Source organism: Pseudomonas crudilactis (assembly GCF_013433315.1).
Lineage (GTDB): Bacteria > Pseudomonadota > Gammaproteobacteria > Pseudomonadales > Pseudomonadaceae > Aquipseudomonas > Aquipseudomonas crudilactis.
Window position 1 is genome coordinate 166,922 of the sequence record NZ_WXVV01000012.1, and the last position, 25,245, is coordinate 192,166.

A 25,245-nucleotide genomic window follows, 5' to 3' on the forward strand; every position below is an offset into this window, starting at 1 on the left:
CGTAATTATTCGAAAATTCGAGATTTTTGTTGCTGATGGACAGATCCAACGCCACACCCAATGTTCGTCGCCGGCATCGCAGCCTGGCGGAGGACCTGGTCACCGAGCTGTCGCGACGCATTTGCAGCGGCGAACTCGCGCGCGCGACGAAGCTGCCGACTGAATCTCAGGTCATGGCCGAGCACGGCGTCAGTCGCACGGTCGTGCGTGAGGCGATATCGCGTCTGCAGGCAGCAGGCCTGGTGGAAACCCGTCACGGTATCGGCACCTTTGTTCAGGACATACCCAGCCCGAGCGGTTTTCGCATTGATCCGGACAACATCGTCACGCTTCAGGATGTCTTGGCGGTGCTTGAATTGCGCATCACTTTGGAGGTCGAGGCCGCTGGCCTGGCGTGTGCGCGGCGTACCGATGAACAGCTGCAATTGATGCGTGATTCGCTGGACGCCATCAATTCCCGCGCCGTCAGTGTCGACTACGCCGTGTCGGCGGATTTCCAGTTCCACCAGCAAATTGCGCTGGCCACCGGCAACCGCTATTTCACCGACATCATGCTGCACCTGGGCGCCAACATTCTTCCGCGCACACGCCTGCATTCCAAGCGCCTGGAAAATGACCGCAAGGAGCCCTATCTGGAGCGCCTCAGTCGCGAGCATGAAGACATTTACATTGCGATTGTCCGGCGTGATTCCGACGCCGCACGCGCAGCCATGCGTTTGCATCTGTCCAACAGCCGCGAGCGTCTGCGCCGTGCCTACGAAGCTGCAGACGCGGCGGCGTTGAACGTCTGAAGCCTCAGGCGCGGGCCTTGGGTTCGGGCAGGCCTTGAACGCCCGGGTTGAGGGCAAAGACTCCGCCCGCCAGTGGCTGATCGGCGAGGTCGATGCCTTGCGGGCGAATCGAGGTGACAAACAGAGTGTCGAGCCGAGGGCCGCCAAAGGCACACATCGTCGGTTTCTTCACCGGCACCGGCAGCGCGCGATCCAGTTTCCCCTGCGGGGTAAAGCGCAGCACCAAGCCGGCATCAATTGCGCAGATCCAGTAACAGCCATGTGAATCGACGGCGGCACCGTCCGGTCGACCGGGGTGGTCGTTCATGTCGACGAACAATCGGCGGTTGTGCGGCGTGCCGCTGTCGATGTCGTAATCGAAGGCCCAGATCAGTTGCCGGCTCGGGTGCGAGTCGGACAGGTACATGGTGCGGCCGTCGGGGCTGAACGCCAAGCCGTTGGGCACCACGAGTTCCTCCAGTTGCGGCGCCAGCACCGATACATCATTCGGGTTTTGCGCGTCGTAGCGATACAGCGCGCCGACCGCTTCGGCACCCATGGCGGTTGGCATCGAGCTGGCCCAGAAGCGTCCCTGACGATCGCAGCGACCATCATTGAAGCGCATGCGCGGGCGGGCGTGCTCGACGCCGGTGAGCTTTTCCGCAGCCAGACGTCCGTCAGCCTGCGGGCGCAGTTTGAACAGGCCACTTTCCTGCGCGCCCAGCCAATGTCCCGCTTCGCTGCGGGCGATACAGGCGAGCATTTCGTCCGCCTGCCAGCAGTCGGTCTGGCCGTCGAGCTGCCAGCGATGCAAGCGGCCGGCCGGAATATCCACCCAATACAAGGCATTTTCGTCGGCTTGCCAGACCGGGCTTTCACCGGTGGCGTTGCGCGCATCGACAATCAGTTCGGCATTCATGGTCGTGTCTGCGCCGGCGTTTCAAACGGACCAGCAGCGGTAAAGGCGCCGCCCTGATACAAGCGGTCGGGATGGTCGGCAGCGAGTGCCGGTTGTTGTTCGACCTGTGCGCGAAAGGCTTCGGAACTGTCCTGCGGCGCAAAGCCCAGGTGCGCGGCGTGCCGGTTGCTCCACCACTGATCACGGTTGGCGGACACCCCGTACACCACGCTGTGCCCGACATCGCTGGCCAGCAGTGCGCGGGCGATCAGGTGCTCAAGATCGGTATAGCTCAGCCAGGTCGCCAGCATGCGCAAGTTGCGCGGTTCGGGGAATGAGGAACCGATGCGCAGGCTCACTGTTTCGATGCCATAGCGGTGGAAATAGAAGGTTGCCAAGTCCTCGCCGTAAGCCTTCGACAAACCGTAATAACCGTCCGGGCGACGCGGCGAATGGGCGTCGATCTGTTCGTCCTGCGAGTAGAAACCGGTGACGTGGTTGGAGCTGGCGAACACGATGCGCTTGACCCCGTGCAGGCGCGCGGCCTCATAAACATGAAAGGTGCCGCGAATATTCGCCTCGAGAATTTCTTCGAAGGATCGCTCCACCGAGATCCCGCCCAAATGCACGATGGCATCGACGCCCTCGACCAGCGCGGCGACAGCGGCCTTGTCGCTCAGATTGCAGTTGATCACTTCGTCATGCGCGCCGCGGCTCGGCGTCATCGCACTGATGTCCGAGGCGCGGACGATGTCGGCGTGAACCTGCAGGGTTTCTCGCAGAATCTGGCCGAGCCCACCGGCGGCGCCGGTCAGCAGAATACGGTTGAAGGGTTTGGCCAGCGTGGTTTGTGTGGTCATGGTCGGGTCTTCCATTACGCGGTGGTGAAAGGGGGAGCGGCGGGGTGCCTGCCCGACAAGCGATGCGCGCTCGTCAGGCAAAAGCTGCGCGCGGCTTACATGAAGTTGTACTGCACGCCCAGACGCCAGCGAGCCTGGCGGTCGGGTGAGGTGGAGTCGACTTTGATGTCGCCGATTTCCATGAAGGGCGCCCATTGTTTGGTGAGCTTGTATTTGACGATCAGGTTCTGTTCGTAGTCGTTCTTCTTGTTGTCGTAGCGGATGTAGTCGGTCTTGAAATAGATGAACTGATATTCGTAGGCCCACTTGTTGGCGGGCGTGTAGCCGAGCCAGCCTTCGAAGCGGTGGGTGGTCTGGTCATCCTTGTAGTGATCGGGCATGTCTTTGTTGACCTGATCGCGATCGAGTTTGCGCAGGTCCAGGCGATAGCGCGTCGCTACGTAAAAGGCGTCGTCGATTTTGTAGTTGTACTTGAGGCCGAACTTGTAGGCGGTCGCATCCTTCGAGCTGTCCATCTGAAACGCCGGGGTCAGCGTCGACTGCGCGCTGAGCTTGTAGTTGTAGCTCACCGTGAACTCATGGCCGTTGTTGACCATGTTGTCGTAGGCGACATCTTTGCGGTCGCCGGCCGTGCGGTATTTCATCTCCGCCTCAAACCCCAGTCCACTGTCCAGGCGGTAGTTGAGCTTGATTCGATCGGCGTGGGCGCTGTCCTCCTCGGTGTACTGATGGCGGTAGTTGAGGCTGGCAGAGTCAGCGTGGGCAGAGAAGGGCAGGCCGAGGGCCGCGACAGTGACGAGCGTGCGTAGGGTGGTGTTCATACGGTCTTCTTTTTTGTTTTTGTTAGGGTCGTTTGACGAGTACTACAGGCACCGCGATGTTGCGTATGGCTCTCATTTGAGGCACAGATATAAGTTATCGTACGACAAGATGACTCGTCTATGTGATTTTGCTAGTTTAGAAACATGTTGATACATATATGCCCTGTGAATAGGGGTCTAAAGCAAGTCCTGTTATTCCGTAGTCATCTTTAAATATGGCGCTTTGCTGGACGTTTAGCCGCAAAGGCGTCGATTCGAAGAGGTGTTATTGGGTCTTTTCAAGTGTTGTACGATGACCTATGATCGGTCGCAACCGACGACACTCCTGTCACAAATCCAATAAGAAGGCTCAAGACGTCCATGAGAATCACAGCAGTCAACGTCCAGGTTTTTTCCTATCCCACCCGCCGCGCAGTCGACAGCGCCGGTCATGCTCATCCCGGTGATGTCAGTCAGGCGCAAATGGCGTTGCTGCGCATCCAGACCGAAGACGGCAAGGAGGGTTATGCCCTCGGTGCGCCGGAGCTGATTCGTCCTTATGTGCTGGATGGTTTTGTGCGCAAGGTGCTGGTCGGGCAGAACGCCTTTGATCGCGAAAAGATCTGGCATGACCTGGCGCACTGGCAGCGTGGCAGCGCCAGCCAGTTGACTGACCGCGCGCTGGCGTTGGTCGAGCAGGCGTTGTGGGATTGGGCGGGGCGCAAGCTCGGGGTGCCGGTGCACAAGTTGATCGGCGGTTTTCGCGACAAGGTGCCGGCGTACGGCTCAACCATGTGCGGCGATGAATTGCCTGAGGGCCTGGCGACGCCGGAAGACTATGGACGCTTTGCCGAAACGCTGGTCAAGCGCGGCTACAAGGCGATCAAATTGCACACCTGGATGCCGCCGGTCTCGTTCGCGCCAAGCCCGCGCATTGACGTCAAAGCCTGCGCGGCAGTGCGCGAAGCGGTGGGCCCGGACATCGCCTTGATGCTCGACGGTTATCACTGGTACAGCCGCACCGAAGCGCTGTACATCGGACGCGAACTGGAAAAACTCGACTTCGCCTGGTTCGAAGAACCGATGATGGAAGAGTCCGCCGAATCCTATGCCTGGCTGGCGGGGCAACTGGACATTCCGGTACTCGGCCCGGAAACCTTGTCCGGCAAACACCTGAGCCGGGCCAGTTGGGTCAAGCACGACGTTTGCGACATTCTGCGTGCCGGGGTCGCCGGGGTCGGCGGGATCGGACCTTGCCTGAAAGTCGCGCACATGGCCGAGTCGTTTGGCATGGATTGCGAAATCCATGGCAACGGCGCAGCCAACCTGACGGTGGTCGGCGCGATCAAGAACTGCACCTGGTACGAGCGCGGCTTGCTGCACCCGTATCTGGATTACGACGAGGTGCCGGCGTACCTCAAGCGCCTGGTCGATCCGATGGACAGCGACGGTTTTGTGCATTTGTCCGACCTGCCGGGTCTGGGCGAAGACATCGACTTCAACTTCATCGAGATGAACACGCTTAAAAGCTTCTGACGTGTACGCGGGCTGCCCGGTGCATGCCGGGCTGTCCGAGAGCCCTATAAATATAAGAAAGGCACTCTCGCTATGAACATTCTTCCTTCGCTGTGGGCGCGGGTTCTGGTGGCTACCCTGACGGTGACCGCGCTACCTGTCGTCCATGCCAAAACCCCGGCCGATCAATTGATCGTCGGCATGAGCATGATCAATCTGCTGTCCCTCGACCCGGCAGCCGCCACCGGCCTGGACGTGTCGGAGATCAATGCCAACCTCTATGACATGTTGCTGGTGCAAGACGTCGCTGCGCCGGATCAGCTGTTGCCGGCACTCGCCGAGCGCTGGCAAGTCAGCGACGACCGCAAGACCCTGACCTTCAATCTGCGCCAGGGCGTGCAATTTCAATCGGGCAACCCGTTGAGCGCCGAAGACGTCGCCTGGTCGTTGCAGCGCGTGCTCAAACTCAATCTCGCACTGGCGTCGACCTGGAAGGCTTACGGTTTTACTGCTGACAACGTCGAGCGTTCGATGCGCGCGACCGATGCCAATACCTTCGTCATTGAATTGCCGCGACCCACCGATCCGCAGTTGGTGCTCAACACGCTGGCGACCTCGCCAAGTGCCTTCATTCTTGACCGCAAAAAAGTCCTCGAACATCAGAAGAACAATGACCTGGGCGCCGCCTGGCTGGTGACGCACGCCGCCGGCAGTGGTGCCTTCGTGCTCAATGACTGGCGGGCCAACGACGTGATTCTGATGAGCCGTTTCGACGGTTACTGGGGTGGCCCGGCCAAGCTCAAGCGCATCGTCATGCGCAACATGACCGAGTCGCAGTCGTTGCGTCTGATGATCGAACGGGGCGACCTCGACATCGCCAAAGGCATGTCGGCGCCGGACATCCAGGCCTTGCAGAACAGCGACAAGGTCCGCACGCAAACCTTGCAACGCGGCACGTTGTATTACGTCGCACTGAGTGTGAAGCAGCCGATGTTCGCCGACGCGCGCGTGCGCAAGGCCGTGCGCTCGTTGATCGACTACCAGGGCATCAACCAGACTGTCATGCCGCACTACGGCGTGATCAATCAGCGGCCGATGCCGTTGGGACTGGCCGCGCGCCTGCCGGATCCCGGTTATCGACTGAATGTCGATGAGGCAAAAAAACTTCTCGCTGACGCCGGTTACCCGAACGGGTTCAAGACCAGTATTCGCGTGCTGGCCGAGCCGCCGTTCATCAACATCGCCTCCAATCTGCAATCGACGCTGGCGCAGGCCGGGATCGAAGCCAGCATCATCACCGGCACCGGTAACCAGATCTACGGCGCCATGCGTGAGCGTAGTTTCGACATCATCGTCGGCCGTGGCGGTGGCGGCGCCGAACGTCATCCTCATTCGAGCCTGCGCACGCTGGTGTACAACCCGGATAACCGTGACGAAGCCAAGCTGAGCAACTTCCAGGGCTGGCGCACTTCGTTCTACAGTCCCGAGTTGAATCAGTTGATCGAGAGTGCCGAAGTCGAGCCCGATGCGCAGAAACAACTGGCGCAGTATCAGGACATCCAGCAGCAACTCGATCAGCAAGTGGGCGCGATTCTGCCGGTCTCGCAGATGACCGACACGGTGTTGGTTTACGCCGATGTTGCCGATTTTCAAGGGCACACAGCCGCGACCACACGCTACAAAGACGTCTACAAAAAACGCTGAAATGCACGGATGAACTTCGCGTGCCGGGTGCACCGGTGACCGTTTTATCAGGAGCTGACTATGTTTGTTATGACTGCCTCTGCCATGGGAGCCCGCGCCTCCAATACCGCGCGGCGTGCCAGCACGGTACTGGTGACGTTGCTGGGCCTGCTGGCGCTGACGTTTATCATCGGTCGGGTCATGCCGCTCGATCCGGTGCTGGCGGTGGTCGGGCCGGACGCCGACAGTTCGACCTACGATCAGGTGTATCGGGCGATGGGGCTGGACAAACCGATCTGGACCCAGTTCGGCCTGTACCTCAATGACTTGCTGCACGGCAATTTCGGTAACGCGCTGTTGACCGGGCACCCGGTGCTCGATGACATCCGCCGAGTGTTCCCGGCCACCATCGAGCTGGCGACCCTGGCCATCCTCTTCGGTGTGCTGATCGGTTTGCCGCTGGGCGTCTGCGCGGCGAGCAATCAAGGGCGACTGGGCGATCATGTCGCGCGAGTGATTACCCTGTTCGGCTATTCCACACCGATTTTCTGGCTGGGCATGATGGGCTTGCTGGTGTTTTACGCCTGGCTCGGCTGGGCCGGGGGCGCCGGTCGCATCGACCTGGCGTACGACGGCATGGTGCCCGAAGTCACCGGGCTATTGCTGATCGATTCGAGCCTGGCAGGTGACTGGGAAGCCTTCGCCAGCGCCTTGCGCCACATCGTCTTGCCGGCGCTGATCCTCGGGCTGAACTCGGTGGCTTATATCAGTCGGATGACGCGCAGCTTCATGCTCGAGCAACTGTCCCAGGAATACATCATCACCGCTCGGGTCAAGGGTTTGTCGCGCCGCCAGGTGGTCTGGGGTCACGCCTTTCGCAACATCCTCGTGCAACTGCTGACAGTAGTGGCGCTGGCTTACGGCTCGCTGCTCGAAGGCGCGGTGCTGATCGAAACGGTCTTTGCCTGGCCGGGTTTCGGCCAGTACCTGACCAGCAGCCTGATGCTCGGCGACATGAATGCGGTGATGGGCTGTGTGCTGGTGATCGGTTTGATTTTTGTCGCGCTCAACCTGATCAGCGATGCCTTGTACAAGGTCTTCGACCCGCGCACCCGTTAACACGCTTGGCAGCAGCACTAAAAATTATAAAAAGAAGGATTTTTCAATGACGACTGCATTTACCAAACTGCACGCTGGCCTGTTGGCGGCGATCCTGGCGCTGGTGCCGATGACCCAGGCCAGCGCCAAGACGCCGGCCGATCAACTGATCGTCGGCATGAGCATGGTCAACCTGTTTTCCATCGATCCGGCCAACGCGCCAGGTCTCGACGCTTCCGGCGTCAATGCCAATCTTTATGACACTCTGGTCAAGCGAGATCAGGGCAATCCGGAACAGCATCTGCCGCAACTGGCCGAGCGCTGGACGATCAGCGACGACGGCAAGCAGATAACCTTTCATTTGCGTCAGGACGTCAAGTTTCACTCCGGCAATCCGCTGACCGCTGAAGATGTGGCCTGGTCGCTGTACCGGGTGATGAAACTCAATTTCGGTCTGGCCACGACCTGGAAAGCCTACGGTTATAACGTCGACAACATTCAGTCACTGATCCGCGCCAGCGATACCCACACGCTGGTCGTCGACTTGCCGCAAACCATGGACCCACTGTTATTGATCGACTCGCTGGCGATCTCGCCAAGCGCGGTGGTGATCGATCGCAAAACAGCGTTGGCGCATGAGAAAAACGCTGACCTCGGTGCTAACTGGCTGGTGACCAACGAGGCCGGCAGCGGACCGTTTGTGCTGAGCAAATGGACAGCGAACGACTCGCTGTTGCTGACCCGCTTCGACGGTTACTGGGGCGGTGCTGCCAAGCTCAAACGCGTGGTGGTGCGGCACATGACCGAATCGCAGTCGCTGCGCCTGATGCTGGAGCGCGGTGACCTCGATCTGGCGTATGGCATGGCCGCACCGGACATCCGCGCCATCGACGGTTCGGAAAAAATCCACGTACAGTCACTGCCGCGCGGCACCATGTATTACGTTGCGCTGAGCATGAAGCAACCCGAATTTGCCAATCCCAAAGTGCGCGAAGCGGTGCGCAACCTGATCGACTACAAGGGCCTCGACGAACAGGTGATGCCGTATTACGGCCAGCTGAATCAGCAGCCGATGCAACTCGGTCTGGCGGCGCGCCTGCCGGATCCGGGTTATCACATGGACGTCGCCAAGGCGAAAAAACTCCTCGCCGAAGCGGGTTATCCGGACGGCTTCAGCACGACCATTCGCACATTGTCAGAGCCGCCCTTCATCGACATCGCCGCGCGCCTGCAAGCGACGCTGGCCGAGGGCGGGATCAAGGCCAGCATCGTCAACGGCACTGGCAACCAGGTGTACGGCGCCATGCGCGCGCGCAACTTCGACATCATCGTTGCGCGCGGGGCCGAGCGCTATCCGCATCCGTATTTCAGCCTGCGCACGTTTGCCTACAACCCCAACAACAGCGATGACGCCGGCCTGCCGAATTTCCAGGGTTGGCGCGCGTCGTTTTTCAGTCCGCAGCTCAATAGCCTGATTGATCAGGCCGGGGTCGAACGCGATGCCGGCCAGCGCCTGAACCTGTATCACCAGGCGCAGAAAATCTACGACGAGCAGGTCGGCCCGATCATGATGATTTCGCAGATGACCGACACCGTGGTCAGCGCCGCCGACGTCAAGGGTTTCGCCGGTGACGATGCCGAGGCAACGCGCTATCTGGGTGTCTACAAACAACGCTGAACGCTGCCCGGTGCGTCGGCTTACGCGCCGGGTAATCCTGAATTCAATCCGAGAACATGCCCATGATTGCCAACATGTCTTCTACTGATTCGAGCGCCAAGCGGCGGTTGGATCGTACCCCCGGATCCAGCTTCGACGCCTTCTGCAAAAGTGCCCTGAAAGTCTTGCGGCACTTGTTGCGCAACCCGATGACCCTGGCCGGATTGCTGGTCGCGCTGGTGCTGGTGGTGGTGGCGCTGTTTGCACCGTGGATCGCCACCCATGATCCGGTGGCGCAGAACCTCGCCAATGCCCTGCAGGCGCCGGGCGCTGCCCACTGGTTCGGCACCGATGAATACGGCCGGGATATCTTCAGTCGGCTGGTCTACGGCTCGCGCATCACGCTGTACATCATCACCCTGGTGACCGTGATCGTCGGCCCGATCGGGCTGTTTATCGGCACCGTCTCCGGCTACTACGGCGGTGTTGTCGACACGGTGTTCATGCGCCTGACCGACATCTTCATCTCCTTTCCCAGCCTGGTGCTGGCGCTGGCATTTATCGCTGCGCTCGGTCCGGGCCTGGAACACGCGGTGGTAGCGATTGCGCTGACGTCGTGGCCGTCGATTGCGCGATTGGCGCGGGCGGAAACCCTGTCGTTGCGCAAGGCTGACTTCGTCGTGGCGGTCGAGCTGCAAGGGGCTTCGTCCACGCGAATCATCCTGCGGCACATCGTGCCGATGTGCATGTCGTCGGTGATCATCCGCCTGACCATGAACATGGCCGGGATCATCCTCACCGCAGCGGCACTGGGCTTTCTCGGCCTCGGTGCGCAGGCGCCGTCGCCGGAGTGGGGCGCGATGATTTCCACCGGGCGCCGCTACATGCTCGAGTGCTGGTGGCTGGTGGCTGTTCCGGGGGCCGCAATCATGTTGGTCAGCCTGGCTTTCAACCTGTTGGGCGACGGCCTGCGGGACATTCTTGATCCGCGCAGCGAGTAATCGGAGGCTGTATGTCTGCAATCAAATTGAACGTCGAAGGGCTCAATGTGCGCTTCGTCAATGCTCAGAAAGAAACCCACGCCGTGCGCGATGTGTCCTTCACCCTCGGGCGGGAAAAACTCGCCATCGTCGGTGAATCGGGCTCGGGCAAATCGACGGTCGGTCGCAGCTTGCTGAAGCTGCACCCGGCCAGCGCGCGGATCACCGCCAAGGCCATGCAGTTCGGTGAAGTCGATCTGCTGTCAGCCGGCGAAAAGGTCATGCAGAAGATTCGTGGCCAGCGCATTTCGATGATCATGCAGGACCCGAAATACTCGCTGAACCCGGTGGTCAAGGTTGGCGATCAGATTGCCGAGGCGTATCTGGCGCACCACAAGGCCAGCCGCAGCGAGGCCCGCGAGCGGGTGCTGGAAATGCTCGAGAAGGTCCATATCCGTGATCCGCAACGGGTCTACAACCTGTACCCGCATGAGGTTTCCGGTGGTATGGGTCAGCGCATCATGATCGCGATGATGGTCATCACTCGTCCACAGATGATCATCGCCGACGAGCCGACCTCGGCCCTTGATGTGTCGGTGCGTCAGCAAGTGCTCAACGTGCTGGAAGAACTGGTCGAACAGCAGGAAATGGGTCTGATTTTCGTCAGTCACGACCTCAACCTTGTGCGCAATTACTGCGACCGCGTGTTGGTGATGTACGCCGGCAGGGTGGTCGAATCGCTGGCCGCCGGTGACCTGCAACATGCACAACATCCCTATACCCGAGGCCTGATGGCGGCATTGCCGAGCATGGACAACCGTCGCGAACGGTTGCCGGTGTTGCAACGCGATCCACTGTGGCTGACTTGCTGAGGAATCGACCATGTCCATGATCCAAGCACACGCGCTGAACCTGAGTTTCGGCGCCGGCCCGGCCCTCAATCAGGTGCTGCACGACGTCAACCTCAGTGTCGCCGACGGCGAATCCTTCGGCCTGGTGGGGGAGTCCGGCTCCGGCAAGACCACCGTATTGCGCTGCCTGGCCGGGCAGTACCGGCACTGGACCGGCGAGTTGAGCATTGCCGGCGCGCCGTTGCAGCACAAGATTCCCAAGGAGCATTTCCGTCAGGTGCAGATGGTGTTCCAGGACCCTTACGGCTCGCTGCATCCGCGCCACACCGTCGACACGGCATTGCGTGAGCCGCTGATTATTCACGGCGTGCGCGACAAGGACGACCGGATCAACGAGATCCTGCTCAAGGTCGGTCTGAACGACAGTTACCGTTTTCGCTATCCGCACCAGTTGTCCGGTGGCCAGCGCCAGCGCGTGGCAATTGCCCGTGCGCTGATTCTCGAGCCACGCGTGTTGCTGCTCGATGAGCCGACCTCGGCGCTGGATGTCTCGGTGCAGGCGGAGATTCTCAATCTGCTGGCGGATTTGCGCCGGCGCGAGAAACTCACCTACCTGATGGTCACTCACGATCTCGGTGTGGTCACGCACCTGTGTGATCGGGTGGCGGTGATGCAGCAGGGCAAGATCGTCGAGTTGCTCGACAGTCAGGCGCTCAGCCAGGATCTGGCAAGCCACGCCTACACGCGGATGCTGGTGCAAGCCAGTCGTGATTTCAGCCAGGAATCGGTGCGCCAGCTCGCTGGTTGAACCGATCCATCAAGGAGCGCGACATGCCGCATTGCCTTATCGATTGCCCGCAAACCCTGGCCCAGCGTGTCGGCGCGCAAACCCTGCTCGCTACCGTGCATGACGCCCTCGATGCCTTCGGTCTGTTCAAGGCCGGCGACATCAAGGTGCGCCTCAATACGTTCGAGCACTACCGCTGCGGCGCGGGCGCGGACGATTTTGTCCACGTCGTCCTGTCGGTGTTGTCCGGGCGCAGTGCTGAACAGCGCCGGCGTCTGGCCTCGGCGACCGTGGCGGCGCTGGTCGCTTTATTGCCGGACGTCGAGTCGCTGTCGATGGAGGTTGTGGAAATGCCCCGCGAGACGTTCGTCAACCGCAGCCAATATCTGCAAGAAGCCGGATTGTCGGCCTGAACAAGGAGTGCTCATGCCTTATCGATATGTTGTTCCGACGCAGCGCAAACAGCCTTTGGCCTTGTCGCTGGCAGCCACGTTGACGCTGGTTTGCAGTGTGCCGTCGTGGGCGCTGGAGGCGCCGGCAAAATTGCAGGTGCCGACCCTGGCCTACGATGATCAGCAGATCATCCTGGTCTGGGAAAAGCCCGCCGATCACGCCGATATCAGCGACTACCGGGTCTACGCCAACGGTGTGTTGCTGGGCGGCAGCAACGCCAACAATGACCGTGTCTCGCCGGCCAAACCTTACATCGACCGCTTCTACGAACAGGATGTCGCCGGTTTTCATCATCGCATCGGCATTCACAGTTACACCGCGCAAGGCTTGAAAGCGGATACGGCCTATCGGTTCACCGTGCGTTCGGTGGGCACCGATGGCAAAGAGTCGGCCGACAGCCCGCCCGTTGTGCAGCGTACGAGCAAGGTCGCGGCCGTCTTCGATGTGAGGAAATATGGCGCCAAGGGTGACGGCAAAAGCCTCGATACCCTGGCGATCCAGAACGCCATCGACGCCTGCACCCCCGGCTGCAAAGTGTTGTTGCCCAGGGGCACCTACAAAAGCGGGGCGCTCTACCTGAAGAGCAACATCACCGTGGAAATCGCCGAGGGTGCAACGCTGTTGGGTTCCGAGCGTGCCGAAGACTATCCGTTGGCCGGCTACATCCAGTACCCGTATTCGAGCACCGTGCGCCCGGCGTCATTGATCAACGCCTTACCGCGTGATCCGCGTCAGCATCAGTCGTTCGAAAACATCCGCATCGTTGGCAAAGGCACTATTGACGGTAACGGCTGGAAGCGCCGCGCCGATGTCGTCGACGAGCGCGGTCAGCCATTGCCGTTCTACCTGCCCAGCGACAACACCCGCTACCAGCAGGACGGCATTCTGGCCAAGGCGCAAGTCGAGCAAGCGGTCGCGCGCGGCATGAACGTCAAGGATGCCTACGGGCAGATGCGCTCGTCGCTGATCACCCTGCGCAACGTAAAAAATGTGTTCTACGGCGGCTTCACCGTGGTGAACCCGGCCTTCCACGGAATCATGAACCTGGAAACCGAAAACGTAGTGCTGGCCAATACCACGCATAAAACCTACGACGCCAATAACGGCGACGGCATCGAATTCGCCAACAGCAAGGGCGCGATGGTCTTCAACAACTTCTTTGATACCGGCGATGACTGCGTCAATTTTGCTGCGGGCACCGGGGCTGATGCCGTGCAGCAAAAGCCGCAGGAAGATGCCTGGATCTTCAATAACTACTTCCGCAAGGGCCACGGCATGGTGGTTGCCGGCAGCCATACCGGCGCGTGGATTCAAAACATCCTCGCGGAAGACAATGTTTCCGATGGCACCGACGCCGGTCTGCGCATGAAAAGCACCAACTTCATGGGCGGCGGGGCGCGTAACGTGATCTTCCGCGACTCGGCAATCCGCAATACGCTCAAGCAGGCGTTCATTTTTACCCTCGACTATAACGATCCGAACGCCAAGCTGGATTACCAGCGCTCAACCATTCCCGGGCAATTCCGCGATATCCGCGTCGCCGACGTGAGCGTCGAAAATGCTCAAGGCAAGGCGATCGAGGTCAAGGGCGACAGTCAGCACAACGCCTGGCATCAGGGGTTGGTGTTCGAGCGCGTGCGCTTCAGTGGTCCGGCCCAGGCGCAGATCGACGGGCTGAAGGATTCGCTGTTCGACCATGTGTCGTTCAGCGGGCACGGCGCTGCCAACCCGTGGCAAATCACCGGGAGTGTCGGGCTGACGTTCAAGGATGTGCAGCCGCCACCCTTGTAGAACCTGATCAAGGTTTCGGCGATTTACCGAGGTCTTCCGAGTCGCTTGAAGTGGCTGCATCTTTTGCCGTTTCATGCGACTCGGCGCCGGAGTTCGAGCCCGACGCCTCTTCACCTTTCTTGTCGGCCTTGTCTGCGTTGGACTGAGCTTTGCCGGCCTGATTCACGCCGGGAAGCGCGGTCGGTGGCGCGGCAGACTCGTCAGCGGTCTTCGCGGCTGCCGAGGCGAAAAGCGGGCAGGCCGCGAGCAGGCCGGCCAGGGTGATTGCTGCAATTTTGCTGTTCATGATGGGCGTCTTCCGGTTCAAGCGGATGGTGATTCATTGGAAGCGCCCGGCAAGCAAAGGTGCCCGCTGCTGGACGGGCGGTCTGTCGCTAAAGTTCGCCTCACTTGGGCTCGATAATCTGGCCCCACTCGAGCCCGAATCGGCCGAGGTATTTCCTCAGTCGATCGGCATCATTGGGTTGTGCCTTGGCCTGGCGCGAAATTCCGAACAGTCGGCGGCCGGCATCGGACAAGCTGTCTGCCTGCCGGCATACCTCGATCACTGCCTTCAATTGCAAGCGGTCAAACAGATCCATGGTTTCGGCGTCCCCCGGCAACTCTCCTGAAATCGCCTGCGGTTGCGCCAAGCCCCAGGCATAACGCAGCCGGTCGATCTCTTCCTGCACCTGCGCCTCATCAATCCGTCCGCTGTCGGCCAGGGTCGCCATGCGCGTGATCGAGGCCGACAGTTCGCGGAAGTTGCCCAGCCACGCCGCCTCACGAGAGCTGGCGAACGCCAGATAACTGCGCCGGGCTTCCAGGTTGAAGCGCACCAGTTGCCCGTGTTCGCGGGCGTGACGTTCCAGCTCGAAATCAATGTTCGGTTCGATGTCCTCGCGGCGACCGGCGAGGCCGGGCAGGTCGAACGTCCACAGGTTGATGCGCGCGTACAAATCTTCGCGAAACATACCATCAGCGACTCGGCTGCGCAGGTCGCGGTGGGTGCCGGCGATGATCAGGAAATCGCTTTCGACTTCCTTGTCCGAGCCCAGCGGAAAGAAGCGTTTTTCTTCAATCGCCTTGAGCAGCATCGCCTGTTCGTCTGCGCCCAACTCGCCGATCTCATCGAGAAACAGCATGCCGCCATCGGCGGCGCGCAACAGGCCGTCGCGAGCATTCTGTGCGCCAGTGAAGGCGCCTTTGACATGGCCGAACAGCGCCGACATCGCGCCATCGCCACGCAAGGTGGCGCAGTTCACCTCGACAAAACGTCCCTGCATCTGATGGCGGCTGCGTTTGAGTTCGTAGATGCGTCGGGCGAGAAAGGATTTGCCGGCGCCGGTCGGACCGATCAGCAGCATCGGCGCCTTCGAGCGCACTGCCACGCGCTCGATCTGTTCTATCGAGCGGTTGAAAGCCGCGTTGCGTGTAGCGATGCCGGACTTCAAGAACTCCAGGCCTTCGAGGCGCTTGTTGGCGAAGCGCGAGGCGATGCGATCGTAGCGCGACAGGTCGAGATCGATCAGAGCGTGAGTGCCGATGGCGTGATCGCTGTCGCTGTTGCGCTTGGCCGGGGAGGTCTGGATCAGCCGCGCCGGCAGATAGCGCGCCTCGGTCAGCAGGAACCAGCAAATCTGCGCGACGTGGGTGCCGGTGGTGATGTGGACGAGGTAGTCCTCGCGCTCGGTGTCGAAATCGTAGGCGGTGGTGAAGTCGTGCAACGCACCGTAGACCTCTTCGAAATCCCACGGGTTGCGCAGTGCCATCGGGTGCAGGCGCACTTCGGTCTCCGGCGAAACCTGCTGGATGTCGGCGCGCACTCGCTCGGCGAGGCTGACGTCGCGGGCGTCGATGCCGTGAATCAGCTCGAGCCGGTTGATCAACACCTCTTGCTGTTGGCACAAGCCAACGCTGGGGCGCCAATGGCTCCAGCGATTGGCGCCTTTGCCGACGCGATCAAGGGTGGCACCGATAAAACCGATGGCGACGGTGTGCTTGTTTGGCATGTTTATCTCAAAAGATAAAAGACGATATCCAATGATAATTATTCGGCGAAGGGTTTGTCGTCAGTTCATTCGATGAAAAACAAACGAATAAATAAAAACTATATAAATCAATTAGATATGAATTTTTTTCGAAAGAGATCAAAAGCTGGCACAGCCGCTGCAATAGCTATCGCAACGAACAGGACAACACAGCGAGACGCCAAGATGGCCAACTCAAATCTCTTCAACACGCAATCGAATCACCTGCCGGCCTGCGATACTTTGAATGCCTCCGGTGCCAGCGCTTATGCCTACAGCCCGAAGCACCAACTGGCGCAATTGGCAGTCACCGGTTGCCTGAGCCAGACCTTTTACGCCTCCGCAGAAAGTCAGCTGGATCAAGTGCTGAAGCTGGTGGCCGAGCTGGACAGCCGCTTCGTGGCGAAAGCCGCGATCTACGCTCGCAAGAAAGGTCACATGAAAGACATGCCGGCATTGTTGCTGGCGGCATTGACCGCGCAGCGTTCAAGTCTGGTGCCAGAGGTTTTCGAGCAAGTGATCGATAGCGGCAAGATGCTGCGCAACTTTGTGCAGATCCTCCGTAGTGGTGCTACCGGACGTAAATCCCTTGGCTCGCAACCCAAGCGTCTGGTGCAGAACTGGCTGAACAGCGCGACCGAGCGGCAACTGCTGCAAGCGTCGATCGGCAATCAACCGTCGTTGGCGGACGTGGTGAAAATGGTTCACCCAAAACCTGCCGAAGCGTGGCGTGAAGCGTTTTTCGCTTGGTTGATCGGCAAACCGGTGGAGGCAAAGGCCTTGCCGGAGCTGACTCGCGATTTGCTGGCGTTTCGCAGCGGCGCGAGTGATGAAGTGCCGGCAGTGCCGTTTCAGTTGCTCGGCAACGAAACATTGAGCCAGTCACAATGGGCCCATCAAGCCCGCAACATGGGCTGGCAGGGACTGCGCATCAACCTCAACAGCCTGGCGCGGCACGGCGCGTTTGAAGTGCCGGGGTGCATCGACTATGTCGCGGCGCGATTGGCCGATCCACAGGAAGTGGCGAAGGCGCGGGTGTATCCGTACCAGTTGTTGTCGGCGTATCGGATGATTGGCGAAAACACCCCGGCAGCGATCCGCGACGCCTTGCAGGAGGCGCTGGAGTTGTCGCTGGCCAACGTGCCCAAGCTTGAGGGCGCGGTGGTGGTTTGCCCGGATGTGTCGGGTTCGATGGGCAGCCCGGTGACCGGTTATCGCCCTGGCGCGACTTCGCAGGTGCGCTGCATCGACGTGGCGGCGCTGGTCGCCGCAGCGGTCTTGCGCAAGCAGCCGGCTGCGCGGGTCATGCCGTTCGAGGTCAACGTGGTGGATATCCAGCTCAACCCGCGTGACAGTGTGATCAGCAACGCCGAGAAGCTCGCCGGGATTTTTGGCGGCGGCACCAACTGCTCGGCACCGCTGAAGAGGTTGGCGGACAGCAAGGCCAGGGTCGATACGTTGATCATGGTCTCGGACAACGAATCGTGGATCGATTCGCAGCGTCGCGGCGCCAGCGAGACGATGCGCCAATGGGAGCGGATCAAGAAGCTCAACCCACAGGCAAGGCTGGTGTGCATCGACATCCAGCCAGGCCCTGCAACACAGGCGGCGGATCGCGATGACATCTTGAATGTCGGCGGTTTCAGCGATGCGGTGTTCGACGTGATCGAGCAGTTCACCAGCGGCCAATACAGCGCGCAGCACTGGGTCGAGGCGATCGAAAGCGCGTCATGAATTGATTGATCACCGGCGCTGAATGCCGATGGGACTACATCCAAGACGTCTCATCAAGCCCTTGTCAGCGCCAGTGACGGCACGAATGCCTGATGGCTGTACATCCAAGGCCGGTTAAGTCCGGAGCGCGGCAACGCGCAACAGTCATCAACTTTTGTCGTGCCACCTTTTTTGCAGTTATTGGCAGCGAATGCGACAGGTACTCCATCGGAACGCGGGTTCGACTCCCGCCCCGGCAACGGGGGCTCAACTGGCAGAGCCACAGTGCCTGTGTTTTTGTCGCTGCAACTTATAGAACAACGCCGAATCATCGGCCAATGAATAAAGAATGAAGACATGAAAGAACACACTTACCAACTGCTCGAAGTCGCCAACGGCAAACCGATCAAACTCTGGACCGAAGGCGTCCCGGTGGAAAACGAGGCTCGGGAGCAGTTGATGAACACCGCGAAAATGCCGTTCATCTTCAAACATCTGGCGGTCATGCCGGACGTGCACCTGGGCAAGGGCTCGACCATCGGCAGCGTGATCCCGACCGTCGGCGCGATCATTCCGGCAGCGGTTGGCGTCGACATCGGCTGCGGCATGATCGCCGCGCGTACGTCGCTGACCGCCGCTGATTTGCCGGACAACCTGCTCGGTCTGCGCAGCGCCATCGAGCAAGCCGTGCCGCATGGCCGCAGTTCAAACCGGTCGCGACGCGACAAGGGCGCCTGGGATGAAATCCCGCAGCAAGCCGATCAGGCCTGGGCGGGGCTGCAGCCTCGGTTCAAATTGATCACCGACAAGTACCCGAAACTGGCCAACACCAACAACCGTGGGCACCTCGGTACGCTCGGCAGCGGCAACCACTTCATCGAAGTGTGCCTGGACGAAGCCAACCGGGTCTGGTTCATGTTGCACAGTGGCTCTCGCGGTGTCGGTAACGCCATCGGCAACCTGTTCATCCAGATGGCTCAGGCGGATATGCGTCAACACATTGCCAACCTGCCGGACCGTGACCTGGCCTACTTCGAAGAAGGCAGTCAGCACTTTGATGATTATGTGGAAGCGGTGGGTTGGGCGCAGGACTTCGCCAAACAGAACCGCGAACTGATGATGCGCGCGGTGATTCAGGCGACGCGGCAGATTATTCGCAAGCCGTTTGAAGTGGCGCTGGAAGCGGTCAACTGCCACCACAACTACGTGCAGAAAGAGCGGCATTTTGGTGAAGAGGTGCTGGTCACCCGCAAAGGCGCGGTGTCGGCGAAGAAGGGCGAGTTGGGGATTATTCCGGGCTCGATGGGCGCCAAGAGTTTCATCGTTCTCGGTCTGGGCAACGAAGAGTCGTTCAGCTCCTGCAGCCACGGCGCCGGTCGCACGATGAGCCGCACCAAGGCCAAGAACACCTTCACCGTCGAAGATCAGATTCGCGCCACTGCCCATGTGGAGTGCCGCAAGGACGAAGCGGTGATCGACGAAATTCCGATGGCCTACAAGGACATCGACAAAGTCATGCACGCCCAGCGTGAGCTGGTGGAAGTGCTGCACACCTTGCGTCAGGTGGTGTGCGTCAAAGGATAAAAGGAAAGCAGATCATGGAACTGCAAGAGCGTCATCCGCTGTGCGCCACGATGCGTGCGCGGGTACTGGAAGAGCTGGTGCGCATAGAGCGCGAACGCAATGTCACCGTTTTATATGCCTGCGAGTCCGGCAGCCGGGCCTGGGGTTTTGCCTCGACCGACAGCGATTACGACGTGCGGTTTGTTTATGTGGAGAAGCCCGAGTGGTTCGTCCAGGTCGATACGCCACGTGATGTGATCGAGCGTCCGCTGGACGATGAACTCGACGTCAGTGGCTGGGAACTGCGCAAAACCCTCGGGTTGTTGCGCAAGTCCAATCCGACATTGCTTGAGTGGCTCGACTCGCCGCTGGTTTATCGCAGTGAAACCGCGCAAGTGGCACAGCTGCGCGAACTCGCTGAAGCGTTCTACAGCCCGCCTGCGGCGCGCAATCACTATCTGTCGATGGCGAAGAAGAACTTTCGCGGTTACCTGCAAGGTGAAACCGTGCGTTTCAAGAAGTACTTCTACGTGCTGCGGCCACTGCTGGCGGTGCGCTGGATCGACCAGGGCCGAGGGCGGCCGCCGATGACGTTCGCCGACCTGCTGACCACCGTCGACGACCGCGCGCTGCTCGCGGAAGTCGCCGAACTGCTGGCCCTCAAACGCAATGCCGACGAGAGCGCCTACGGGCCGCGTCGTCCGGCGTTGCACGGGTTCATCGCCGCTGAACTTGAGCGCGAAGTGCCCACATTACTCAGAACTCAGGAAGACTCGCGACGCCTGGATCGGTACCTCAGGGAAACCGTCGGGTTGCACGCGTAAGGAATGCAATGAAACAGGAAGTGATAGAACTGGACGGTGCCATCGGTGGCGGCCAGGTGTTGCGCAGTGCCTTGAGCCTGTCGATGCTGACAGGCCGGGCGTTTCGCATTAAACAGATCCGCGCCAAACGCAGCCGTCCGGGATTGCTCAGGCAACATTTGACGGCCGTCATGGCGGCGGCCGAGGTCTGCGGCGCGACGGTTTCCGGTGCGCAGTTGGGCTCGCAAGCGTTGAGTTTTGAACCCGGCGCGATTCGCTCCGGCGATTATCAGTTCGCCATCGGCACGGCCGGCAGTTGCACGCTGGTGTTGCAGACTTTGTTGCCGGCACTGTTGCGGGCTCCGCAGGCGAGCCGGGTGCGCATCTCGGGTGGCACGCATAATCCGCTGGCGCCGCCGACCGACTTTCTCACGCGTAGTTGGCTGCCGCTGCTACGGCGTATGGGCGCCAACGTTGAGCTGGACTTGTTGCGACATGGATTTGTCCCGGCAGGCGGTGGTGAGATTGAAGTGAACGTGCAGCCGTCGAACCTGACGCGGTTGGACCTGTGTGAACGCGGCGCGGCCATTTCGCAACAGGCATCGGCGCTGACCGCCGGGCTGGCACCGACGGTGGCCGAACGTGAGTTGAGCCAGGTGGCCAAGCGTTTGAGTCTGCCGCCTGTGGCGCTGCAACATGTCACGCTCGATCCGGCGCGGGGCCCGGGCAATGTGTTGCTGCTGGAGTACGCATTCGAGCACGTCACCGAGGTGTTCAGCGCATTTGGCCAGGTGTCGCTACGGGCTGAAAAGGTCGCCGACGCCGCGATCAATCAAGCCGCCGACTGGTTGCGCAGTGGTGCTGCGGTGGCCGAGCACCTTGCCGATCAATTGCTGTTGCCAATGGCGCTGGCCGGTGGCGGCTCGTTTACCACGCCGCGCATGACCGAGCATCTGCACAGCAATATCGCGGTGATCGAGGTGTTTTTGCCGGTTCGCATCGATTGTCGGGAGGAGGGCGCGGATCGATTGCGCGTTGAGGTCAGCGCCAACTGATCGTCAGGCCAGGGGCGGTGGGATTTCATCAGGAAATCCCACCGCCCTTTTTTACGTCCGTAAAAAACTCGCGAAAGGCGGCAAATTGCTGGCCCCCGGCTTTGCGCTTCCCCGGCAAAATCGCCTTTTTTCAGAAGGTTAGGTTGGCTTATGCGGACGATTGTCATCACCGTTGCAACGCTTTCCCTGGCTGTTTTCGCGGTGGGAGTGCAGGCGAAGGAGCTGAGCAAAAGCCATCGCTTTGCCTGCACCTGGGGCTCGGACATTGCTGCCGGTGCCCAGCAATCGAAGTTGTCTGGCGTCTCGCTGTACGGCGCACGCAAACAATTGCAGGTGCGCCGCTTCCAGCAGCCATGGATGCGCATGACCGCGATGGGGATTACCGAGCAAACCTACAACAGCACGTCGAAGCTCAAGCCGGCGGCGGTCAAGCAGACGTATTACGAACAATGCGTACGCCACGAATTGGCCCAGCGATAACTCAAAAAGCCCAATCTTTTCAGATTGGGCTTTTTCATGCCTGACGAAATCTCAGCGTTACTTCTCGCTCTCGCAATTGACCATCCACGCCACGCCAAAGCGATCCACCAGCATGCCGAAGCGTGCGGCCCAGAAGGTCGCTTCCAGCGGCATGTCGACGCGACCGTCCTTGGCCAGTGCGTTGAACACACGTTCGGCCTCGGCAATGCTGTCGACGTTCAGCGAGATCGAGCAGCCGCTCATGCCTTGAGTCGGCCGATCGGGCGTGGTGTCCGAGGCCATGATCATTTGATCGCCGACTTTCAGGCACGTGTGAATGATCAGGTGGTGATGCTCTTTCGGCACATGCTCGGCGGCGGGCGTCTCGCCAAACGTCATCATGGCCTCGAGTTTTCCCTGCAGGGCTTGCTCGTAAAAGGTGAACGCCTCGCGGCAGTCGCCGTTGAAGATCAGGTACGGGTTGATTCTCATGTCTCTGCTCCCGGCAGTCAGGCGCGGAGCGTGGCGGGGGTTCGCCGGGTTCCGCGTAGGGCGGTTAAAACATAGCAGAGCGTTGGACGTCGGAAAGGCCTGAGTCTTCCAGATGTTTTTGTTCTGAAAAGCGCGTCGACGATAACGCGCTCGTCGTGTGAAATTCAGTCGTAGCGCTGGAGTACCATAACGCACCGCCATCACCTGCCGAGTCCAATGCCCCATGCCTGATCTATCGCGTTTCACCTCCTTGTTCGATCAGGCGCAGCGAGCCTTGCGCTTGGTTTGGGGGACATCGCGTGGCTTGTTTCTCGGGCTGGTGCTGGCAACGTTGGTGGCCGGGTTGCTGCCGGCACTGGCGGCATGGCTGGGCCAGCGGATTGTCGATGCCGTGGTGGCGGCGATGCAGTTACACGCACAACAGGGCAGTGCGCCGCTGTGGCCGGTGTTGCGTTATGTGTTGTTGGAGGCGGGGGTGTTGGCAATGTTGTCCGGCACGCAACGGGCACTGTCGGTGCAGCAGTCGCTGCTGCGGGTGCAACTGGGGCAGAAGGTCAACACGCTGATTTTGCAGAAAGCGCAGACCCTGTCACTGGTGCAGTTCGAGAACTCCGAGTTCTACGACAAACTGGTGCGTGTCCGGCGCGAGGCTTCGACCCGGCCACTGGCGCTGGTGATGAAGTCGTTGGGCTTGATTCAAAACCTGATCATGTTGATCAGCTTCGGTGTGCTGCTGGTGCACTTTTCTCCTTGGGCGCTGGTGCTGTTGGTGGTGGGGGCGTTGCCGGTGTTCTTTGCCGAGGCGCATTTTTCCGGTGACGCTTTTCGTCTGTTCACCCGCCGCGCGCCAGAGAGTCGACAGCAGAGCTACATCGAAACCTTGCTGTCTCACGAAACGTATATCAAAGAGGTCAAGCTGTTCGGCTTTGCCCCACTGTTGCTGCAACGCTACCGCGACACCTTTGCCAGGCTGTATGCCGAAGACCGGCGCCTGACGTTGCGGCGCGACGGCTGGGGTTTCGGCCTCGGTCTGCTCGGTACGGCGGCTTTTTATGTGGCCTATGCCTGGGTGGTGATCGATGCCGTGCATGGCCAGATCAGCCTCGGTCAGATGACCATGTATCTGGTGCTATTCAAGCAAGGCCAAAGCGCGGTGAGCAGCAGCCTGAGTGCGATCAGCGGCTTGTACGAAGACGGCCTCTATCTGACCAGTCTTTATGAATACCTGGCCGAACCGGTTCAGGTCGATACCGGCCACCTGACGGTCGGAGCGTGCCCGGGAGATGGTTTGCGTTTCGAAAACGTCGGTTTCCGTTATCCCGGTGCCAGTCGGCCGGCCCTGGAAAATATTGACCTGCAACTAGTGCCCGGCAAGAGCGTGGCGCTGGTCGGGGAGAATGGCTCTGGCAAGACCACGTTGATCAAGTTATTGACCCGGCTCTATCGCCCCGATCAAGGGCGCATCCTGCTCGACGGCAGCGATTTGCAGGATTGGCAGGAAACCGCATTACGTCGGCGTATTGGCGTGATTTTCCAGGATTACATCCGATACCAGTTCAGCGTCGGCGAGAATATTGGCGTCGGCGATACCTTGGCGTTCAACGACGCGCAACGGTGGAAAGAGGCGGCTGCCCAAGGCATGGCGGCGCCTTTCATCGAAGGGCTCGACAAGGGCTATGCCACGCAATTGGGACGCTGGTTTGCCGGTGGTCAGGAGTTGTCTGGCGGGCAGTGGCAGAAGATTGCCTTGTCCCGCGCTTACATGCGCCGTGATGCCGACATTCTGATCCTCGATGAACCGACTTCCGCCCTTGATCCGGCGGCCGAAGCGGCGGTGTTCGAGCATTTCAGCCAGCACAGCGAAGGGCGCATGACCTTGCTGATTTCCCATCGCTTTTCCAGCGTGCGCAATGCTGACCACATCATCGTCCTGCAACACGGCCAAATCCTCGAGCAGGGCGGTCACGATCAACTGCTCGCCGCTGCCGGGCATTACGCGCAACTGTTCGATTTGCAGGCTCGCGGCTACCGTTAAGTGTCCCGGCCGCTGCGCACGGTTGTCGGCCCGGCAACCCGAGGGACGGGCTTGCTCTGCATCAGGCTGTCGAGCGCCTGGCGGTAATTCTGCCCGCCCAGCGCCATGCTGTTGTTGTGCGTGGCACCCGGCACCAACAGCAGGCGCTTGGGTTGTTGCGCGGCGTTGAACAATTGCTCACTGAAACGTGGTGGCACGAACGCGTCAGCCAGACCGTGCACCACCAGCAGTGGCATATGAATGTCGGCGATCTTGTCGATCGAATCGAATTTCTGCGACAGCAGCCAGCGCACCGGCAGTGACGTGTTGGCCACGGAGGCAGCGACATCCGCCAGCGTGGTGAAGGTGGATTCGATCACCAGCCCGCGCACTGGCAGCGCGGAATGATCGCGTGCGGCGGTCTGCCCGAGTTCAGCGGCCAGATCGATGGCCACAGCGCCACCCAGAGAGTGTCCGTAGATCAGCCGTTTGGCTGGGTCCGGTTGCAGCAGTTTGAAACGCTCCCATGCCACCCGCGCATCTTCGTAAACGCTGCTTTCCGAGGGCAGGTCGCCTTTGCTCTGCCCGAACCCACGATAATCGATGGCCAGTACCGAATAACCTGCCGCGCGCAATTGTTCGATGCGGAACAGCTGCCCGGTGAGATTCCAGCGCACCCCATGCAGATAAAGAATGGCCGGCGCATTGGCTTTTTCCGCCGGCCACCACCAGGCATGGATGTTTTGCCCGGCCTTGAAACTCTTCGGTTGCAGGTCGAGTTCCTGCACACTGCCGGGCAAGCCGTGATACCAGCCGGCGGTGCCCGGCTCAATGCGAAACAGCAATTTGCGCTCGGTGTGTTGCAGCACACCACAACTCGCCGGCACGCCGATAATCAGCGCGGCCATGCAGGCAAACGCCAAACGGCGGCGTCGTAGACGCGTCATGAAGGACTGGAACATTAAACGTTTCACCAAGGCGCAGACAAAGAACG

The 25,245-nt window shown here is 60.3% G+C and carries 23 protein-coding genes; 16 read left to right on the top strand and 7 right to left on the bottom strand.

Annotated elements, in window-relative coordinates:
- Positions 1 to 35: 35 nt before the first annotated feature.
- Entirely contained in the window at positions 36 to 791 is a 756-nt protein-coding gene (locus GTU76_RS15485; protein ID WP_026000814.1) for a FadR/GntR family transcriptional regulator, read from the top strand.
- Positions 792 to 795: 4 nt separating this feature from the next.
- On the opposite strand, the gene GTU76_RS15490 is transcribed toward GTU76_RS15485, so the two are convergent.
- The 3 genes from GTU76_RS15490 to GTU76_RS15500 all read right to left on the bottom strand — a co-directional run bounded on the left by GTU76_RS15490 (position 796) and on the right by GTU76_RS15500 (position 3,349).
- Positions 796 to 1,689, bottom strand: a complete 894-nt coding sequence (locus GTU76_RS15490; RefSeq protein WP_180698999.1) for an SMP-30/gluconolactonase/LRE family protein — start codon at positions 1,687 to 1,689, stop codon at positions 796 to 798.
- Positions 1,686 to 2,528: an NAD-dependent epimerase/dehydratase family protein gene (locus GTU76_RS15495; protein WP_180699000.1), complete on the bottom strand. Its 843-nt coding sequence runs from the start codon at positions 2,526 to 2,528 to the stop codon at positions 1,686 to 1,688. Before GTU76_RS15495 ends, GTU76_RS15490 begins: the two co-directional genes overlap by 4 nt.
- A gap of 95 nt (positions 2,529 to 2,623) precedes the next feature.
- On the bottom strand, positions 2,624 to 3,349 hold the full coding sequence (locus GTU76_RS15500) for an oligogalacturonate-specific porin KdgM family protein (protein WP_034152649.1): 726 nt from the start codon (positions 3,347 to 3,349) through the stop codon (positions 2,624 to 2,626).
- 360 nt (positions 3,350 to 3,709) lie between these two features.
- Between GTU76_RS15500 and GTU76_RS15505 the strand changes: the two genes are divergently transcribed.
- The 9 genes from GTU76_RS15505 (at position 3,710) to GTU76_RS15545 (ending at position 14,143) form a co-directional block, all read left to right on the top strand.
- Positions 3,710 to 4,864, top strand: a complete 1,155-nt coding sequence (locus GTU76_RS15505) for a mandelate racemase family protein (protein WP_008079679.1) — start codon at positions 3,710 to 3,712, stop codon at positions 4,862 to 4,864.
- A gap of 72 nt (positions 4,865 to 4,936) precedes the next feature.
- Positions 4,937 to 6,547, top strand: a complete 1,611-nt coding sequence (locus tag GTU76_RS15510; RefSeq protein WP_016987797.1) for an ABC transporter substrate-binding protein — start codon at positions 4,937 to 4,939, stop codon at positions 6,545 to 6,547.
- Positions 6,548 to 6,631: 84 nt separating this feature from the next.
- Positions 6,632 to 7,645: an ABC transporter permease gene (locus GTU76_RS15515; protein WP_016987798.1), complete on the top strand. Its 1,014-nt coding sequence runs from the start codon at positions 6,632 to 6,634 to the stop codon at positions 7,643 to 7,645.
- Positions 7,646 to 7,691: 46 nt separating this feature from the next.
- Positions 7,692 to 9,302, top strand: a complete 1,611-nt coding sequence (locus GTU76_RS15520) for an ABC transporter substrate-binding protein (protein WP_180699001.1) — start codon at positions 7,692 to 7,694, stop codon at positions 9,300 to 9,302.
- Between the two features lie 62 nt (positions 9,303 to 9,364).
- Entirely contained in the window at positions 9,365 to 10,282 is a 918-nt protein-coding gene (locus tag GTU76_RS15525) for an ABC transporter permease (RefSeq protein WP_180699002.1), read from the top strand.
- Positions 10,283 to 10,293: 11 nt separating this feature from the next.
- Positions 10,294 to 11,133 carry an ABC transporter ATP-binding protein gene (locus GTU76_RS15530; RefSeq protein WP_180699003.1) on the top strand — a complete coding sequence of 280 codons (840 nt, stop codon included), beginning with the start codon at positions 10,294 to 10,296 and terminating at the stop codon, positions 11,131 to 11,133.
- Between the two features lie 10 nt (positions 11,134 to 11,143).
- The gene (locus GTU76_RS15535) at positions 11,144 to 11,920 is read left to right on the top strand and encodes an ABC transporter ATP-binding protein (protein ID WP_026000817.1); all 777 of its coding nucleotides are present in this window, start codon (positions 11,144 to 11,146) and stop codon (positions 11,918 to 11,920) included.
- Between the two features lie 23 nt (positions 11,921 to 11,943).
- Positions 11,944 to 12,312 (top strand): 5-carboxymethyl-2-hydroxymuconate Delta-isomerase, encoded by a 369-nt coding sequence (locus GTU76_RS15540; protein WP_180699004.1) that lies wholly within the window; start codon positions 11,944 to 11,946, stop codon positions 12,310 to 12,312.
- 13 nt (positions 12,313 to 12,325) lie between these two features.
- Entirely contained in the window at positions 12,326 to 14,143 is a 1,818-nt protein-coding gene (locus GTU76_RS15545) for a glycosyl hydrolase family 28 protein (RefSeq protein ID WP_180699005.1), read from the top strand.
- A gap of 7 nt (positions 14,144 to 14,150) precedes the next feature.
- On the opposite strand, the gene GTU76_RS15550 is transcribed toward GTU76_RS15545, so the two are convergent.
- Together GTU76_RS15550 and rtcR are read right to left on the bottom strand one after the other, a co-directional pair.
- Positions 14,151 to 14,429 carry a hypothetical protein gene (locus tag GTU76_RS15550; RefSeq protein ID WP_008079695.1) on the bottom strand — a complete coding sequence of 93 codons (279 nt, stop codon included), beginning with the start codon at positions 14,427 to 14,429 and terminating at the stop codon, positions 14,151 to 14,153.
- A 100-nt stretch (positions 14,430 to 14,529) separates the two neighbouring features.
- Complete coding sequence (rtcR, locus tag GTU76_RS15555; RefSeq protein ID WP_016987803.1) at positions 14,530 to 16,134, bottom strand: RNA repair transcriptional activator RtcR; 1,605 nt, start codon at positions 16,132 to 16,134, stop codon at positions 14,530 to 14,532.
- 204 nt (positions 16,135 to 16,338) lie between these two features.
- On the opposite strand from rtcR, the gene GTU76_RS15560 reads away from it, so the two are divergent.
- From GTU76_RS15560 to GTU76_RS15580, 5 genes are all read left to right on the top strand, one after another.
- Complete coding sequence (locus GTU76_RS15560) at positions 16,339 to 17,886, top strand: RNA-binding protein (protein WP_180699006.1); 1,548 nt, start codon at positions 16,339 to 16,341, stop codon at positions 17,884 to 17,886.
- A gap of 336 nt (positions 17,887 to 18,222) precedes the next feature.
- The gene (locus GTU76_RS15565) at positions 18,223 to 19,449 is read left to right on the top strand and encodes an RtcB family protein (RefSeq protein ID WP_016987805.1); all 1,227 of its coding nucleotides are present in this window, start codon (positions 18,223 to 18,225) and stop codon (positions 19,447 to 19,449) included.
- 14 nt (positions 19,450 to 19,463) lie between these two features.
- Entirely contained in the window at positions 19,464 to 20,252 is a 789-nt protein-coding gene (locus GTU76_RS15570) for a nucleotidyltransferase domain-containing protein (protein WP_016987806.1), read from the top strand.
- 8 nt (positions 20,253 to 20,260) lie between these two features.
- Positions 20,261 to 21,286, top strand: a complete 1,026-nt coding sequence (gene rtcA / locus GTU76_RS15575; RefSeq protein WP_016987807.1) for an RNA 3'-terminal phosphate cyclase — start codon at positions 20,261 to 20,263, stop codon at positions 21,284 to 21,286.
- Positions 21,287 to 21,436: 150 nt separating this feature from the next.
- On the top strand, positions 21,437 to 21,766 hold the full coding sequence (locus GTU76_RS15580) for a hypothetical protein (protein ID WP_016987808.1): 330 nt from the start codon (positions 21,437 to 21,439) through the stop codon (positions 21,764 to 21,766).
- Positions 21,767 to 21,823: 57 nt separating this feature from the next.
- Here GTU76_RS15580 and GTU76_RS15585 read toward each other — a convergent pair whose 3' ends face one another.
- A complete protein-coding gene (locus tag GTU76_RS15585; protein ID WP_016987809.1) occupies positions 21,824 to 22,237 on the bottom strand; it encodes a VOC family protein in 414 nt (137 codons plus the stop codon).
- 223 nt (positions 22,238 to 22,460) lie between these two features.
- Here GTU76_RS15585 and GTU76_RS15590 point away from each other — a divergent pair, with 223 nt between their 5' ends.
- Entirely contained in the window at positions 22,461 to 24,272 is a 1,812-nt protein-coding gene (locus GTU76_RS15590; RefSeq protein WP_180699007.1) for an ABC transporter ATP-binding protein, read from the top strand.
- On the opposite strand, the gene GTU76_RS15595 is transcribed toward GTU76_RS15590, so the two are convergent.
- The gene (locus GTU76_RS15595) at positions 24,269 to 25,213 is read right to left on the bottom strand and encodes an alpha/beta hydrolase (protein WP_016987810.1); all 945 of its coding nucleotides are present in this window, start codon (positions 25,211 to 25,213) and stop codon (positions 24,269 to 24,271) included. The two genes, GTU76_RS15590 and GTU76_RS15595, sit on opposite strands and share 4 nt — an antisense overlap.
- Positions 25,214 to 25,245: the final 32 nt, after the last annotated feature.